16 protein-coding genes are annotated in these 15,815 nt (G+C 73.2%); 8 read left to right on the forward strand and 8 right to left on the reverse strand.

All coding sequences use genetic code 11. The features are described from left to right. Positions 1 to 75 precede the first annotated feature (75 nt). A complete protein-coding gene (locus tag ACTVAJ_RS22750) occupies positions 76 to 420 on the reverse strand; it encodes a hypothetical protein (RefSeq protein ID WP_470390263.1) in 345 nt (114 codons plus the stop codon). A 272-nt stretch (positions 421 to 692) separates the two neighbouring features. After that, on the reverse strand, positions 693 to 1,247 hold the full coding sequence (locus ACTVAJ_RS22755) for a gamma carbonic anhydrase family protein (RefSeq protein WP_470390264.1): 555 nt from the start codon (positions 1,245 to 1,247) through the stop codon (positions 693 to 695). A gap of 435 nt (positions 1,248 to 1,682) precedes the next feature. Between ACTVAJ_RS22755 and ACTVAJ_RS22760 the strand changes: the two genes are divergently transcribed. Continuing rightward, on the forward strand, positions 1,683 to 3,026 hold the full coding sequence (locus tag ACTVAJ_RS22760) for an ATP synthase F0 subunit B (RefSeq protein ID WP_470390527.1): 1,344 nt from the start codon (positions 1,683 to 1,685) through the stop codon (positions 3,024 to 3,026). Positions 3,027 to 3,175: 149 nt separating this feature from the next. Continuing rightward, positions 3,176 to 3,625 (forward strand): GNAT family N-acetyltransferase, encoded by a 450-nt coding sequence (locus tag ACTVAJ_RS22765; RefSeq protein ID WP_470390265.1) that lies wholly within the window; start codon positions 3,176 to 3,178, stop codon positions 3,623 to 3,625. On the opposite strand, the gene ACTVAJ_RS22770 is transcribed toward ACTVAJ_RS22765, so the two are convergent. Next, the gene (locus tag ACTVAJ_RS22770) at positions 3,616 to 5,280 is read right to left on the reverse strand and encodes an MDR family MFS transporter (RefSeq protein WP_470390266.1); all 1,665 of its coding nucleotides are present in this window, start codon (positions 5,278 to 5,280) and stop codon (positions 3,616 to 3,618) included. The two genes, ACTVAJ_RS22765 and ACTVAJ_RS22770, sit on opposite strands and share 10 nt — an antisense overlap. 192 nt (positions 5,281 to 5,472) lie before the next feature. On the opposite strand from ACTVAJ_RS22770, the gene ACTVAJ_RS22775 reads away from it, so the two are divergent. Both ACTVAJ_RS22775 and ACTVAJ_RS22780 read left to right on the forward strand, forming a co-directional pair. Beyond that, positions 5,473 to 6,072 (forward strand): TetR/AcrR family transcriptional regulator, encoded by a 600-nt coding sequence (locus ACTVAJ_RS22775; RefSeq protein ID WP_470390267.1) that lies wholly within the window; start codon positions 5,473 to 5,475, stop codon positions 6,070 to 6,072. A 649-nt stretch (positions 6,073 to 6,721) separates the two neighbouring features. Then, positions 6,722 to 8,320 carry an N-acyl-D-amino-acid deacylase family protein gene (locus tag ACTVAJ_RS22780; protein WP_470390268.1) on the forward strand — a complete coding sequence of 533 codons (1,599 nt, stop codon included), beginning with the start codon at positions 6,722 to 6,724 and terminating at the stop codon, positions 8,318 to 8,320. Positions 8,321 to 8,333: 13 nt separating this feature from the next. On the opposite strand, the gene ACTVAJ_RS22785 is transcribed toward ACTVAJ_RS22780, so the two are convergent. Then, positions 8,334 to 8,651 (reverse strand): hypothetical protein, encoded by a 318-nt coding sequence (locus ACTVAJ_RS22785; protein WP_470390269.1) that lies wholly within the window; start codon positions 8,649 to 8,651, stop codon positions 8,334 to 8,336. Between the two features lie 264 nt (positions 8,652 to 8,915). On the opposite strand from ACTVAJ_RS22785, the gene ACTVAJ_RS22790 reads away from it, so the two are divergent. Both ACTVAJ_RS22790 and ACTVAJ_RS22795 read left to right on the forward strand, forming a co-directional pair. After that, the gene (locus tag ACTVAJ_RS22790) at positions 8,916 to 9,215 is read left to right on the forward strand and encodes a DUF6412 domain-containing protein (RefSeq protein WP_470390270.1); all 300 of its coding nucleotides are present in this window, start codon (positions 8,916 to 8,918) and stop codon (positions 9,213 to 9,215) included. A 133-nt stretch (positions 9,216 to 9,348) separates the two neighbouring features. Then, positions 9,349 to 10,059 (forward strand): YidC/Oxa1 family membrane protein insertase, encoded by a 711-nt coding sequence (locus ACTVAJ_RS22795; RefSeq protein ID WP_470390271.1) that lies wholly within the window; start codon positions 9,349 to 9,351, stop codon positions 10,057 to 10,059. On the opposite strand, the gene ACTVAJ_RS22800 is transcribed toward ACTVAJ_RS22795, so the two are convergent. From ACTVAJ_RS22800 to ACTVAJ_RS22815, 4 genes are all read right to left on the reverse strand, one after another. Continuing rightward, positions 10,056 to 11,462, reverse strand: coding sequence for an MFS transporter (locus tag ACTVAJ_RS22800; protein WP_470390272.1), 1,407 nt, complete (start codon positions 11,460 to 11,462; stop codon positions 10,056 to 10,058). The genes ACTVAJ_RS22795 and ACTVAJ_RS22800 overlap by 4 nt on opposite strands. 97 nt (positions 11,463 to 11,559) lie before the next feature. Continuing rightward, positions 11,560 to 12,189, reverse strand: coding sequence for a superoxide dismutase family protein (locus ACTVAJ_RS22805; RefSeq protein WP_470390273.1), 630 nt, complete (start codon positions 12,187 to 12,189; stop codon positions 11,560 to 11,562). A gap of 64 nt (positions 12,190 to 12,253) precedes the next feature. Beyond that, complete coding sequence (locus ACTVAJ_RS22810) at positions 12,254 to 12,739, reverse strand: DUF3291 domain-containing protein (RefSeq protein ID WP_470390274.1); 486 nt, start codon at positions 12,737 to 12,739, stop codon at positions 12,254 to 12,256. Positions 12,740 to 12,772: 33 nt separating this feature from the next. Then, positions 12,773 to 13,420, reverse strand: a complete 648-nt coding sequence (locus ACTVAJ_RS22815; RefSeq protein ID WP_470390275.1) for a helix-turn-helix transcriptional regulator — start codon at positions 13,418 to 13,420, stop codon at positions 12,773 to 12,775. Positions 13,421 to 13,511: 91 nt separating this feature from the next. Here ACTVAJ_RS22815 and ACTVAJ_RS22820 point away from each other — a divergent pair, with 91 nt between their 5' ends. Both ACTVAJ_RS22820 and ACTVAJ_RS22825 read left to right on the forward strand, forming a co-directional pair. Then, a complete protein-coding gene (locus ACTVAJ_RS22820; RefSeq protein ID WP_470390276.1) occupies positions 13,512 to 14,132 on the forward strand; it encodes a YigZ family protein in 621 nt (206 codons plus the stop codon). Between the two features lie 117 nt (positions 14,133 to 14,249). After that, the gene (locus ACTVAJ_RS22825) at positions 14,250 to 15,728 is read left to right on the forward strand and encodes an outer membrane protein assembly factor BamB family protein (protein WP_470390277.1); all 1,479 of its coding nucleotides are present in this window, start codon (positions 14,250 to 14,252) and stop codon (positions 15,726 to 15,728) included. Positions 15,729 to 15,815 lie beyond the last annotated feature (87 nt).

Consider the following 15,815-nt stretch of genomic DNA (forward strand, 5'->3'; position numbering starts at 1 on the left):
GCTCGCCTCGTCGTGCACCACCCTGTCGGCGCCCGAACGACAACCCCCTGCGGTGGCCGTTCCAGAAAACCGGCCCTAGCCGTACTGACCTGAGAGGTTCGCTTCGGGCAGCGCGTGCGAGCCGCCCCACGGCGGTCCGAACCGGGTGGGAGGCGTCGTCGCGCCGGGCACGGGGGAGGACGGACGCGGTGGAGCGGGGAGCGGCGACGGCTCCGGCGGGAGCGGGCCGCTCCCGCCGCCGGTCCGGGCCCCGGAGCCGCGGGTCACCCCGAGGACGCGGTCGATCTCGGCGGGGCTGAGCGGTTCGTCAGCCGTGGCCACGGCGATGAGTACCTCGGTGTACAGCTCGATCTCGTCCAGTGCGACGCGGTCGTGGAGGTGGAGCGCCTCGTGCGGGAGGGCACCGGGGTCGTGCTCCACGTGTGCTCACCTCCCGGAGGACTGCGGTGCCGCGGAACGGGTGACGGGACGCCCGGTCCGGTTCGGCGTGGTGCGGGCGCGACGGACCCGCACCACGGGGCGTGGGACCCCCCAGGGTACGCCGGGCACGGTCGGTCGCACATGACCCGTGCGGACCAGTGCCCCGCCCACCCGGTCTAGCCAGGAGTGGCGGATCACCCGCCCCATCGGTCCTACCGGCCGGTAGTCGGTCCGGTCCGGGCCCCGGCGCCCGGCCGGGGCGCGGACGGGTGTCACCGGCGCCAGGTGACGTCCCGGTGCTGGACGGCGTAGCCCGCGTACGCGGTCGGGGTGTACTCCAGGACGGCGCGGTCGTCGTCGTTCAACTCCCGGATCACCCGGCCCGGGACCCCCGCCCAGAGCGTGTCCGGCGGCACCGTCTTGCCCGGGGGAACCAGGGAACCCGCGGCGACGAGCGCCCCCTTCCCCACGCGGGCGCCGCCGAGGACGATCGCGCCGATCCCGATGAGGGCCCCCTCCTCGACGACCGCGCCGTGCACCATCGCCTTGTGGCCGAGGCTGACGTCGTCGTGCAGGATCGCGGGCTGGCCGGGGTCGGAGTGCATCCCGCACTGGTCCTGGATGTTCACCCTCCTGCCGACCACGATGTCCTCCGTGTCGGCGCGCAGGACCGATCCGTACCAGACACTGCTCTGGGCTCCGAGCCGGACGCGGCCGACGACGACCGCTCCGGGAGCGATCCAGGCGCTGGGATCGATCTCCGGCTCCCCGAACGGAGCCCCGCCGATCATCGGCCCTGTCGGGGCGCCGTGGGTCGTGCTGTCCATGTCGGGTCCTCCATACGTCGTTCCGGTGTGCGTGGTCCCGGTTACGGTCCGAACGTGTCGCACCGGGTGAATCGAACCGGGGCGCGGGCTGCGGCGGCCGGACCGGAGTTGACCGCTGAGCCCCGCACGGGGATGATCGCGCATACCTTAGAGAGGAACGTGACCAGGGTCCACACGGTGATGTACCCGTCGGGGATATTGACGGGGCGGTGTCACCCGGGTCTACCTTGGTCGTTTGGACGGTGTCCACGACGTGACGCTCCGCGCGTGGCCGGTGCCCCCATCCGGTCGGCGCGGCGAGGCGGGACCACCCGCGGGCGCGACCCGGTTCACGGGTCCGACGGGTGCCTCGCCAACAACTGGGTACGGGGCAACTCTCACCTTCTGCGACGCGCAGTCGGACGGTGTTAAGGACATGAAAGGCACTTGAGCGAAATGTTGCCGGGCGGCGGACTGCAACAGGACAGGTTTCCGACGGTGCGCAAGGGCGGTTACGACAAGGCGCACGTCGACGACTACTTCGTACGGATGGACAACCAGTTCAAGGACCTCCGCGAGCGCTTGCAGCGGACGGACGACGAGAAGGAGCAGTACAAGCGCGATCTCGCGATCGAACGTGAGAAGAACCAGGTCAAGCCTGAGCACGAGCAGATCAGCGAGCGCATGGCCGAGATCCTGAGGATCACGGAGGAGGAGGCCGCGGAGCGTCGCGCCAAGGTCGACGCCGAGGTCAAGGAGTCCCGCAAGAAGGCCGAGGAGGAGATCGCCAAGCAGCGCAAGGACGCCGAGCAGCACGCCGAGCGGATCGTCTCCTCCGCGCGCGAGGAGGCCAACGAGATGGTCTCCAGCGCCAAGAAGGAGTCCGACCAGCTACGCGACCAGGCCAAGACCGAGGGCGACCGCCGCCTGAACGAGGCCGAGGCGCGTGCCAAGAAGATCCACGACACGGCTGACCGCAGGCTCGCGACCCTGACGGCCACGCACGCCGAGGCGCTCCGCCGCCTCAAGGACATGCACTCCACGCTGGCCGACCTGGTGGTGGCCGAGGACGAGGCGGGCGCGCTGGAGTCCGGTCTGACCCGCGAGGAGACCACCACCGCACCCGACGCCACGGCACCGGCGAAGGCCGCTCCGGCCAAGGACTCCGCGCCCAAGGACCCCGCGGTCAAGTCCGACCCGGCCGGGGGCGCCGCTCCCAAGGCCGCTCCGCCCAAGGCCGCTCCCAAGGACTCCGCTCCCAAGGACTCCGCTCCCAAGGACTCCACGGCCAGGTCCGCCCCGGGCGCGGACGCCGCCGCGACGGCCGGGCCCGCCCGGTCCGCCAGGCCGGCGGACGCGCCCAAGAGCGCGGGCACCTCCGCGCCCGCCGGCCCCGCCAGGCCCGCCCAGGGCTCGGAGGAGCCGACCACGAAGCTGCCTCCGCTCCGGCCGGAGCCGGACGAGGCGACCGTGCGCATCACGCCGGTGTCCCAGCCGGGGCAGGCGCCGCGTCCGACCGGCGGCAAGGGTGACGGGGCGGCTCCGGGGGCTCCGCAGGCCGCGGCCGCTCCGCCCACGGGGTCTCCGGTCACCGGCGTCCCCGCTCCCGGAGCGCCGGCGCCCGGTGCCCCGGCTCCGGGCGGCCACGGCGGGCCGAGCGGACCGCAGCGTCCCGCGACCCCTCCCGGCGGTACCCCGGACACGGACATCACCGGTGTCTACAGCCGTCCCCAGCCCGCCCAGCCGCAGCAGCCTCCGGCCTCGGGCGAGGAGGGCGTGCGGATCATCCGCAACCAGTAGTGGCGACCAGCGGCGACCCACGCCGCACCCGGTCCTGGCGGCCGGGGGACAGGGGGCGGGACCACCGGTCCCGCCCTTTGGCGTTTTGTGGCCAGTTGTAGGGTGAAGTCCGCCTTGTCACAGGCTGTCGGCTACGATGCCGAACAGCCATGATGATACGCGCGGCCATCCGGTCCGACCTCGGTGCGATTCTGCGTCTGCTCAGGGAACTCGGCGACACCACCGACACGCAGAGCGCGCACGTTCGCATGTCCTCCGCAGCGGTGCGCGCCTGGACGCGGATGGAGAACGACCCGGACCGCACGGTCCTGGTCGCCGAGGAGCGCGGTCAGATCATCGGCACCCTGGACCTGCTCGTCGTCGCGAACCTGACGCACGACGCCCAGCCCTGGGCCGCGGTGGACAACCTGGTGGTCGACCCGCAGCGGCGCGGAGGGGGCATCGGCCGGGCCCTGATGGAGGACGCCCTGGACCGCGCGACCCGTGCCGGGTGCTACAAGATGGAGCTGTTCGCGCACGAGAGCCGTGACCGCGCCTCCGGATTCTCCGCGGCCCTCGGCTTCGACGCCTCCGCCGAGGGCTTCCGCCGCTACCTCTGAGAGCCGCCGCGCAGCGGTACGCCCCGGATGCACAGCACCGCGACCAGCCCGATCACGGCGACGGGCACACCCGCCATGAACACACCCTGCATGGCGTGGTCGAACGCGCCCACGATCACGTCCCGCACCGGTCCGGGGAGTGAGTGGACCAGTTCCGGAGAGCCCTGCGCCGACTCCGCCGCGCGTGCCAGCCCCGCCGACATGTCCTCGGCCGCGGCGGCGTCCGCCCCGCTCTGGGCCGTCACGCCCGCCCGCGCCGCGGCCGCCGCCTCCGCCAGTTCGGTGTCGAGCCGCGCGACCATCACCGCGCCCAGCGCGGCCACACCCGTCGACCCGCCGAGGTTGCGGAAGAAGGTGACCGTCGCCGTGCCCGACGCGAGGTCGGCGTTGGGCAGGGCGCTCTGCGTGGCGAGCAGCAGGAGCTGGAGGTTGAGGCCGATCCCGAGGCCGACCAGCGCCTGCCCGACGACCACCGTGGCCAGCCCCGGCAGCACCGCGCTCAGGCTGAGGACGGCGAAGCCCGCGACGGACAGCGCCATGCCCGTCACCGTGTAGCCCTTCCAGCGGCCGTTCCCGCTCACGGCGAACCCGGAGCCGATCGAGGTGAACAGGAAGGACACCACCAGCGGCAGGGTCATCAGGCCGGAGACCGTCGGGGACATGCCGTGGACGAACTGGAGGTACTGCGGGGTGTAGATGATGAGGCCGAACATCATCACGCCGACGCAGACCGACCCCGCCGAGGCGAGGACGAACGTGCGGTCGCGGAACAGGCGGGTGGGGACGATCGGGTCGGCGGCGCGCCGTTCGACGAGGACGGCGGACACGGTCAGGAGCACCGTCGCCGCCCCCAGGACGACGGCGGTCGGCGAGGTCCAGGGGATCTGGGAGCCGCCCAGGCTCAGCAGCACGATGAGCGTGCTGGCGGCGCTGAAGACCAGCCCGGCGCCCAGCCAGTCGACGGGGGCACTGCGGCGCGGCCGGGCGGGCAGGGTGAGCATGACCTGGATGACGGCGAAGGCGACGACGGCCAGGGGCACGGTGATGAGGAAGCACCACCGCCAGCCCAGCGGACTGTCCACGAGGAAGCCGCCCACCAGCGGTCCGAGGACGGTGGACACGCCGAAGACCATCCCGATCAGCCCGCTGTAGCGTCCGCGCTCGCGCGGCGGGACGACGTCGCCGAGGATGATGTTGGGCAGCGTGGCCAGCCCGCCGACGCCCAGTCCCTGGAGGGCGCGGGCCGCGATCAGCGAGTTGACGTCCTGGGCCATTCCGGCGGCGAGCGAGGCGACGATGAAGACGCCGAGCGCGATCTGGAAGAGGAGCTTGCGCCCCCACACGTCCGAGAGCTTGCCCCACACGGGCGTGGAGGCGGTCATGGTGAGGAGGGCGGCGGTGGCGACCCAGGCCAGACGGTCCTGTCCGCCGAGTTCGCCCATGATCGTCGGCAGCGCGGTCCCGATGATCGAGTTGGTGAGCATCGAGGTGAGCATGGCCAGGACCAGCCCGACCATGATCCGGCGCACGGTGCGCGGGGACGTCGTCCCGCTGGCCTCCGGGGCGGTGGGGCCGGTGGCCGTGACCGGGGATCCGGGACCTGTGCCGGGGGACGGCCCGCCGGCTTCGCGCTCGTCTCGTACCGACTGTCCCATGGGTCCCCCGAATCCGGACGCACGAAGAGCCCCGCGGCTGACCGCCGGGGGCGAACGTCCACGGTCCGGTATATGTAAACGCTGTTGACCTGTCAAATCGATATCTGTCCGACGAATCGGTATGCGATGCGGTGTCGGAAGTGTCAACCTGGATATCCGACAGTCAGTTCGCGGCCGCCGAAGGGTGTGCACATGGTCCGTCCGGAGGAAACCGGAGGCGGCTCCGCGCCAGCGCGCGGGCGCGAGGCGACGCGTGCCCGCATCCTGGAGAGCGCGCGGGAGCTGTTCACCAGCGAGGGGTACGGCGCGGTCTCCTCGCGGATGATCGCCGCCCACGCGGGCGTCAACGTCGCGCTGATCAACCGTTACTTCGGGGCCAAACGCGGTCTCCTGACCGAGATCCTGCGCGAGGACGGCGTCTTCCCCGGGCTGATCTCGGGCGACCCCGGCACCCTCACCCGCCGTCTGGCCGAGCACGCGGTCGGCCGCCTGTACGGGGAGGGGACGGCGCTCCAGCGCGCGCTCGACCACTCCTCCGGAGACCCCGACCTCCAGGCCGTGTACGAGGGGCGGCTCAAGTCCGCCATGCTCGAACCCCTCTCCGCCTACCTCGGGGGCGGGGACGCGCCGGTCCACGCCTCGCTGGTCGCCGCCGTCATGCTGGGTCTGACCCGGGTGCGGCTGATCGAGGGGGCGACGGCGCTGCGCGCGTACGACCGGGAGCGGCTCACCGACCGGGTCGAGGCCCTGCTGGACCTGTGTCTGGCGGACCTCGGGGCCGGGGACGGGTGAACCCCCGGCCCGGTGGCCCGCCGGGGGAGGCGGTTGCGTCGGGCGCGGTGCGGTCAGGCCCGTCACGGTGAACGCGATGGCGGGAACCGGCAGGATGAAGGCCCGGTACCGCACCGGCACGAAGAAGAACGTGTGCGCGTTGCGGTGGAGCACCGGTGGTCCGGTGGCGGGGTGGAGAGCCCGCCGGGGGCGTTGGGTCCTCTTCCGAGGGGGAAGACGGCGACCGCCGCGGTGAGCAGGGTGGTTCCGGCGCCCGTCGGGTCGCCGCCCTCCCCGGCGAGGGTCAGGGCGGTGAAGGCGCCCAGGCCGCCGAGGTGCGCCGCGATGAGCAGGACGAGAATGCCCCAGCCTCACCAGACGAGCATGGTTTCCTCGTGTTGGGGCAGGTGTGGAAGTTACGGGCGGTGCGTCACGCCAGCGAAGTTGCGCCCTCAAAGATGCACTTCACGTTGTTTGCGACCGCTTGTGGCCGCGAGGGGCACGTGCATACGCTCATGCCGGAGCCCGTGCCGACTCACAGGCCCCGGCGCCGCCCAAGAATCGGAAACAAAGTTATCCGTTTTCGGTGGCGCGGCGTATCTTGGGTCACACCGGAACACGGGCGGAGGCTCGCCGAACGGGTGCGGCGCGCACCCCGAACGGAGGAACAGTGCAGTCCGAGACCGTACTCACCGGCGGACGCGTGGTCGACGGGACCGGTTCCCCCGCCCGTGCGGCCGACGTCGTCCTGGCGCGCGGCCGCGTCAGCCACATCGTCCCGCCCGGAACCGCCAGGAGCACAGGGGAGACCGTCGACGTCGGCGGTCTCGTCGTCACCCCGGGCTTCATCGACATGCACGCCCACTCCGACCTCGCCGTGCTGGCCGACCCCGCCCACGAGGCCAAGGTCCTCCAGGGCGTCACCCTGGAGGTCGTGGGGCAGGACGGACTCGGCTACGCGCCCGTCACCGACGCCACCGCCGACGAGATCAGGTCCCGGATCGCGGCGTGGAACGGTACCCCGGACCTCGACCACTCCTGGCGCGGCGTCGGTGAGTACCTGGACCTCGTCGACCGGGGAGCCCCGGTCAACGTGGCCTGCCTCGTCCCGCACGGCAACGTCCGGATGGCCGTCGTCGGGGACGAGGACCGGCCGCCCACCCGCGCCGAGACCGAGCGGATGCGCGGGATCGTCGCCCGGGGCATGGCGGAGGGCGCCCACGGCCTCTCCACCGGGCTGACCTACACCCCCGGCATGTACGCGACCGACGACGAGATCGTGGACCTGCTCGACCCCGTCCGCGCGGCGCGCGGCTACTACTGCCCCCACCACCGCAACTACGGCTCCCGTGTCGTGGAGTCCTACCAGGAGTGCCTGGACGTCGCCCGCCGCGCCCACGTCCCGCTGCACCTGGCGCACTGCCACGTCAACTACCCGCGCAACCGCGGGCGCGCCCCCGAGGTCCTGGACGCCGTCGACGAGGCCACGGTCCGGTACGGGCTCGACGTCACCCTGGACAGCTACCCGTACACGGCCAGCGCCACGTACCTGGCCGCGCCCCTGCCCAGCTGGGTCCAGGAGGGCGGTGCGGCGGCGACCCTGGAGCGGCTGCGCGACCCCGCGATCCGCGCCCGCGTCCTGCACGAGGTCGAGGTCGAGGGGACGGACGGGAACCACGGCGTGCCGCTGGACTGGGCCACCGTCGCGGTCACGGGTGTGGGTGATCCGGCGCTGTCGTGGGCGGTCGGCCCGTCGCTCGCCGCCCTCGCCGAGGCGCGCGGAGAGAAGCCCGGGGAGCTGTTCCTCGACCTCCTCGTCGCGGACGGGCTGCGGCCCGGGTGCCTGATGGAGGTCGGCAACGAGGAGAACATCCGCACCGTCATGCGGCACAGCTCGCACACCGGCGGCAGCGACGGCATCCTGGTCGGGGACCGTCCCCACCCCCGGGGGTGGGGCACCTTCCCCCGCTACCTCGGCCACTACGTCCGTGAGCTCGGCGTCCTCAGCCTGGAGGAGTGCGTCCGCCACCTCACCTCGCGTGCGGCCCGCAGGCTCGGCCTCACCGACCGGGGCGTCGTCCACGTCGGGGCGGTGGCGGACCTGGTGGTCCTCGACCCCGACACGGTCGCGGCCGGTGCCACCTACGACGAGCCCCGCCGTGCCCCGGTGGGCATCGAACACGTCCTCGTGGGCGGTGAGTTCACCGTCCGCGACGGTCGGCGCACCGCCCGGTTGCCGGGCCGGTCGGTGCGCCGACGCGTCGGATAGCCGGCACTGCGGGTCAGCCGATCACGACCGCGCCCGCCAGAACCGGGTTGCCGAACCGCACGGTGCCGTGGCCCGAGGCGAGCGCGCGGCTGCCCTGGCAGCTGGTCCCGGAGAAGAGCGCGAACCGGACGCTGGCCTCGCAGTCGATCTCCACGACGCCTCCCTGCCCGGTCTTCAGCGTGCGGCAGCCGCCGTTGCGGACCGTCTGCTCGAAGCCCGACTCGAAGGTGACCCGCACCGTGGCGGCGTCGTTCTCCCCGTTCGACAGCCCGGAGACCGCTCCGGCGATGGTGGCGGACATGGTGGCGAGGTTGGCTGGGCGGATCGGCACGGGGTTCCCCTCTTCGGCCGCGCCCCCTCGCGCGCATAGGCGCGCTTCGGGCACGGAGACGGTTACTCTGTGTCATTTAGCTACAGGTTCAGGCGAAAGGGCGGGAGCCCCTGCGGAGTGTCGGGCGATTCGTGCGGTACGCGACAGCGGCACCGATCCGGCGGGCGCCGGGCGGGTAGGATCGGTGCGTTCGGGCACCCGAACCCGGGCCGAAGCCAGGCGGAGGCCCGCAGGAACACGGCGTGAGCGGAGGAGGTGACCACGGTGACCCTTCTGATCACCGTGTTCGAATTCCTTCTCCTGGGGCTGTTCCCGACCGAACTCGTGCCCCTGCCCGGTTCCCTGGCCCTGCTCGCGGCGGTCGGCGTGGCCCTGGCCCTCTACGTCCTGTACGGACTCGGCCCCTGGCCCGTCCGCGACGCCGCGACCACGGCGGCGCGGGCGATGCGTCGCAGGTCCGACCGCCTCCCCGTGCTCACCCTGTGTGACCCGGACGCGTCGGGCAGGCCCCGGCCCAGAGCTCCGGGAGCGGTCCCTCCGGCCGCTCTCCGACCGGTCCGCTGACCGGTCCCGCGCACCTTGGACGCGCCCCGCCGTGTGCCCGGGTTCCTCCCCGTGTGCCGTCGGCGTGTCCGAGCGCACCCCTTCCGAGCGGCCAGACGTCTGTCCCCACCCACGCAGACGAAGGGCCACACCCTTGTACGGACTCGGGCCGATCGCGGCCGCCATCTCCCTGATCTCGGCGGTGCTCGCCGCCCTGACCTCGTTCCTCACCCCGCTCGCCGGAGGGCTCGCCGCCGGGGCCGCCGTCATCACCCTGACCCTCCTGGTCCGCCTGTTGATCCTTCCCCTGGGTGTCGCCCAGGTCCGCGCGGAGAAGGCGCGGGCCCGGGTCGCGCCCCAGCTCGCCGAACTCACGCGTCGGCACCGGGACGACCCGTCCCGGCTGATGGCCGAGCAGCGGCGGGTGTTCGAGGAGGCGGGCACCTCACCGCTGGCGGGCTGCCTGCCGATGCTCGCGCAGACGCCGCTGCTCATCGCCGTCTACGGCGTGTTCACCGGGGCCGCCGCCGCGGACGAGCCGCTGTTGGCGCACACCTTCGGCGGCGTCGAGCTGGGCTCGACCATGGCCGCGAGCGCGGGCGGGGGCCTGGTCGCGCCGGTCTTCGCCGTCCTGCTGCTCCTGCTCGCCGTGGTGGCCTGGGCGTCGCGCCGTTACCTGGTGCTGCCCGCGATGACCGCCGCTCCGTCGGGTCGGCCGCCCGGTACGGCGGTGATGTCGTGGCTCGGGTTCACGACCGTGGTGATCGCGGCGTTCGTGCCGCTGGCGGCGGGGCTGTACCTGCTGACCACGTCGGCGTGGACGCTCGGTGAGCGGTACCTGCTGCGGCGGCTGCTGCCGGACTAGAGGCGCCCGTCGCCTCGCGGGCCCGCCGACCGGGCCGTGCGGGCGACCAGGAACAGGAACAGGCCGCAGGCGGCCACCAGGATCCAGCCCGGACGGGACGCGTGCGCGAGTTCCGCCGGGCCGGACCCGGCGACCAGGCCACCGGCGAGGGCGATGCCGAGCGCGGAGCCGAACTGGCGCGCGGTGGACGTGATCGCTCCGGCCACGCCCGCGCGGTCGGCGGGGAGCCCGCCGACCGCGGTGGTGGTGATCGGGGCGTTGGCGAAGCCGAACCCGACGCCGATGAGCGCGTGGGCGGTCAGCAGCAGCGGGACCCCCGTGTCCCCGTCGAGACCGACGAGGCAGAGTCCGCCCGCCGCGATGAAGCCCCCGGCCAGGAGGAGCGGAGGCCGCGGCCCGACCCGGCTGACCAGGTATCCGGACAGGGGCGCGCAGACGGTCGCCCCGGCGGCCAGGGGCAGGACCGTCAACCCGGCGTCCAGCGCTGCCCACCCCCGGGCCTGTTGCAGGTGGAGGGTGTTGAGCAGCAGGGTCGCGTTCAGGGCCACGAAGACGGCGACGGCGCCGAGGACCGCGCCGCCGAACACCGGACGCCCGAGCAGGCGCGGGTCGATGAGCGGTTCGGGTCGTCGGGACTCGACCCACGTGAAGCCGACCGTCACCGCCGCGGCGCAGGCGTACGCCGCCAGCATCGGGGGCGACGCCCACCCCACGTGCGGCCCCTCGATGAGGATCCCGACCGAGACCGCGATGACAGCGGTCAGCAGGACCTGGCCCGGGACGTCCAGCCGCCGGACCCGCCGGGCGCGGGACTCCGGGACGAACACCGCGCTGAGCGCGAGGGCGGCGACCACGACGGGAGCGTTGATCCAGAACAGCGAACGCCAGCCGAACGCCTCCACGAGCGCGCCGCCCACGACGGGTCCGGCGGCCATGCTCAGCCCGAAGACCGACGCCCAGACACCGATCGCCCGCGCCCGCTCCCTCGGGTCGGGCATCGCGTTCACCACGATCGCCAGGGCCACGGGGCTGAGCATCGAGGCGCCGATCCCCTGCGCGGCGCGGGCCGCCACGAGCGCGCCCAGCGACGGGGCGAGCGCACAGGCCAGGGAGGACGCGCCGAAGACGGCCAACCCGATCTGGAACACCCGTCGGCGCCCGAAGCGGTCCGCCAGGGCTCCGGAGGAGATCAGGAGGCCGGCCAGGACGAGTGTGTAGGAGTCCACGGCCCATTCGAGGCCGCGGGTCCCGACACCCAGACCGTGCCCGATCGCGGGCAGGCCCACGTTGACGATGGTGGTGTCCAGCCCCACCAGGAACATACTCAGGCAGCAGACGGACAGGACCGTCCACCGTCGTCGTGTACTCAGGGAGGGCTGGGCTGGGCCAGTGGTCGCGGTCACGCTGTGCCTCGCAGGTCCGGGAGCGTCGGTCCGGCCATGGTCGGGGCGGACCGGGCTCCGTGGCCAGCGAGCGTGCCGCGACGGCACATCGCCGGGGTCAGAACTCCACGGTCACGCAGGCGAGGCGGTCACCGGCGGTGCCCGCCTCGCCCGGTTCGGTGCTCGTGTGGCGGTCGTGGAGCACGAACGAGTTGGCCCCGCCCTCACGGAACTCCCACGGGACGGTGGTGGCCGCGAACCCGTTGCCGGTGTCGTCGCTGGTGAAGTCGAGCCACACCTCGTTCTCGGGGTTGGCGTAGGCGGGGTCGGACGACGGCTCGCCCTCGCCCGCGGCGGGGTCCGCCTCGTTCTGGTAGTGCGGCCCCGCGTCCGCCGGGTCGTCGCCGCAGGGCCGGGTGTGCACGTGGGCGCCGAAGTCCCGGTCGGGCTCCAGACCGGTACCGGTGAACTGCACGTACGTCTCACCCCCCTCGACACGGACCTGGATGTCGGAGGTCGCGCCCTGGGGGACGGCGGTCTCGTCGTAGGTGATGGCCGCCTCGCTCTCACCGGGCGGCATGAAGATCGACGCGGTGACACTGGGGGAGGCCGTCGGCTGGATGGTCGGCGAGTCGGTGGCGGCGGTGTCGCCCTCGCCGTTCCCCCCGGTGCCGGAGCCGTCGTCGGCGCATCCGGTGGCGATGAGTGCGGTCAGTACCAGACCGGCGGTGAGCGATGTCGTGCGCATGACGGGACTCCCGGAGTTATCGCTGTGGTCGACCGCAACGTTACCCAAGGTGCCCCTCGGATAACTAGGCGTGCTGATCGTGGTGAGTCGGGGACGGGAAGGGGGACCTGAGGTCGAAGGCCTCGGGGGAGGGGCCGTTCGTCCGCAGCAGGTCGAGCCGTCGCCTGCCCTCCTCGACTGTGGGGAGCGTACCGGTAGGAATCCACCACAGCACCACGTAGGCCTCGCGCATGTGCTCGAACCACTCGCGTCGCCGCCGCAGGTAGTCCAGGTGCTCCGTCCGGTAGGTGAAGTTCCACAGCGCGTCGACGTCCTCCCACACGGAGAAGTTGAGCAGCAGGTCCTCGCCGAACGGGCGCAGGTTGGTGGCGTCCTTCTCCCCGTCCTCGGCGAACCGCCAGACGAAGCCGGGGGAGGCGTCGGCGAGGGCGTTGATCGGGTCGAGCGCGTCGGTGAAGTCCTGCATCGACGGGTCGTCGAGCGGAGCGCGCATGACGGCGATGTTCAGTTGGGCGAGCTGGTACGCGGGGGCGGGGGCGGAGGTGTCCATGGGAGGTAGGACACCACGGACGCGGCTTCTATGTCAATCCTCATTGTTTTTGGAAACGACCACGCAGCACCGCCCCGGAGCCGGCTCCATCCGGGCACGTCCGCCGTCCTCGCCCCGCGCCTCCAACGCACCGCGCAGCAGATCCAGGTTGAGCCCGCAGGCCAGGGGCGGGAAGGTCTCGGCCAGCGAGTGGAACGGGCAGTTGCGCAGCCGGAGGCCGTCCCCGGTGTCCTCCGGCTCGTACCCCCGGCCGCGCAGGAACTCGGACAGCGGGGCGTCCCGTTCCTCCGCGCCGACCCGCCTCCCCTCCGCCCTGGCCGCCGCGTGCAGCGCCTCCTCGGCCCCGTGCCGGTCCACCGCCTCCGCCAGCACGCGCGCGGCGAGTTCGTAGTCGCGGGGCGGCAGGTGCAGGGACAGTTCCCGCTCCGAACGGCGGTAGAGCTTGGCCGGGCGGCCCGACCCGGGACCCTCGCGCCCGCTCACCTTGCGGCGGGTCACCTCCAGCAGCCCCGCGTCCACCAGCCGGTCCAGGTGGTGGGCGGCGAGCGTGCGCTGGAGTCCCAGCGCCTCGGCGGCCCGGACCCGGCTGACGTCGCCGTCGGCGGCGGCGACGTACTCGTACAGCCGGCGCCGTACGGGGTCGGCGAGGGCGTGGGCGGCGTCGATCGAGGCGTGGTCCATACGTCCATTCTGCGTCCGCCGCCCGAACGGTCGCGGGGGCGAGGGGTGGCAGACTGGAGTCCGACCCCACGACCCCTGCCGAACAGGCGACATGAGAACGATCAGACGCGGCGGCGAGCACGAGACCGAGATCCGCAAGTCCCGGTTCATCTGCGCGCTGGCCAGGGTGGACAGCGAGGACGCCGCCCGTGAGTTCATCGCCGGGCGGCGCAGGGAGCACTGGAGCGCCAACCACAACTGCACCGCCTACGTCCTCGGCGAGGACGGGGGGATCCAGCGCTCCAGCGACGACGGGGAGCCCGGGGGGACCGCCGGGGTGCCCATGCTGGAGGTCCTGCGGCACCGTCGCCTCACCGACACGGTCGCCGTGGTCACCCGCTACTTCGGCGGCGTGAAGCTCGGCGCGGGCGGCCTCATCCGCGCCTACGGCAGCGCCGTGTCCGCCGCCGTGGACGAGTTCGGGGTGCTGGAGCGGCGCAGGCTCCTGGTCGTGGACGTGTTCGCCGACTACGTGCTCGGCGGGCGGCTGGAGAGCGACCTGCGCGACTCGTCCCTGCTGGTGCGCGGCGTCGCCTACGAGGACCGGGTGCGGATCGAGGTGGCCCTGCCCGAGGCCGACCTGGCCGACTTCGGCGTCCGCCTGGCCGAACTGACGGGCGGCCGGGCGGAGTACGAGGTCAGGGGCGCCACGATCGTCGAGGTGGACCCGTGATCCCGCGGCGGACGACGTTCACACCTCCGTAACGAGTCGCCGCCCGACCGTGTCGGTGCGCCCGGGCGCGGCTTAGGATTTGCCGTAAACGTCATCGTTCGTGGGGAGTCACCGTCCATGCACAGCTCACGCGTGCCCCAGGTGCTGTCCTGTGGTCTCGCGGCGCTGCTGGTCGCGGGCTGTACCACCGACGCCGAACCCGAGGAGCCGCCCGCCCCCGCGCCCACGGGCGAGCCCACGCCGGTGCCGACCGCGTTCGCCGGGCAGGCGCCGCCTGGGGTCGACGGTGAGGTCCTGCGCTTCCTCCACGGGGAGCAGGCCGACGTCCACGACATCCTGAACGACCCCCTCGGGGTGCGGATCAGCCCCGTCGGAGCGGCCTTCCTCATCAGCTCCGGCGGCGAGGACCGGCACCTGCTGCACGACGCGGCCACCGGGGACACCCTCTGGGAGGGCGAGGCGAGGTTCCGCGGCTTCGACACCGACCTGGCGGGCGCCCCCGTCATGCGGATGACCGACGACGACGGCCCCTACGTCCTCGACGCGCGCGGGGAGCGGGTGTGGGAACCCGCGGAGGAGGGCGACGCCTACCTCGACGGCGTCGCCGTGCGCTACCCCGACGAGTGGAGCTTCGACCACCCCTGGGGCGGGTACGCGGTCCTGGACGCCGACGGCGCGACCCTGTGGGAGTACGCGTTCGACGCGCCCGCGGCGGAGCCGGAGGACGGGGAGCCCCCGGCGGACCCGGGCGCGGAGGAGACCGGGGAGCCGGACGAGGAGGACACCGGCGACCGCGCGGACGAGGACGTGCCCGTGGCGGGCGTCCCCGTGACCGCGTGGGACGACGGGGTGCTGGTGGCCCCCGGCGGCCCCGTCCTGCGCGCCGCCTCGCTGGACGCGGACTCGGCCGGTGAGGAGCTGTGGTCGGTCAGCGGGGTGGACGAGGACCTGGAGCGGTCCGCCTCGGCACCGGACCCGGTGCCGAGCGTGCTCGGCCGGTACGCGCTGCCCGGGGAACCGGACGAGGGCGCCGAGGGCGGCGGTCCGGGCGGAGAGGTCCTGGTCGTGCGCTGGGCGGGCCGTGAGGAGCCGTCCACGCTGGCCGCCTACGACCTCCAGGACGGCGGACTCCTGTGGGCCCTGGAGGAACCCGGCCCCAACCCCGTCGGCGACCCCTTCGACCCAGCGGAGACGGTGGGCAGCCTCTACGACGAGACCACGGGCACGCTGCTGCTTCCCCAGGCGAGCGGTGCGGCCACCCTGGTCGCCGTCGACCTCGCGGAGGGTGAGGTCCTGTGGGGCCTGGAGGAGGACGACGTGTCGATCTCCCCCGCCTTCACCCACGACGGACTCGTCTACGCCGACTCCCGCGCCAACGACGGCACGGACGAACAGCTGGTCCTGGAGGCGGACACGATGGACGTGGTCGCCGAGGACCAGCCCGCCTACGTCGAGGCGGTGAACGAGAGCGGTCACGCCATCCTCGTGTGGGACCGGCAGCGCTTCGTCTTCGGCCCGCCGCCGGAGGAGGACCCCTCGGCGGAGCCCGGTGACGGGGCCTCGGGCGACCCCTCGCCGACGGACGCGCCCAGCTGACGACGCCCCGGCCCGATCTCCCGAGACCCGGGAGGACGGACGGCTCCCGCGCAGGTCAGTCCGGCCCGATCACGCCCGTCCCCCGCA

The sequence above is a fragment of the Nocardiopsis sp. KDC1DS13DA1 genome (assembly GCF_055632325.1).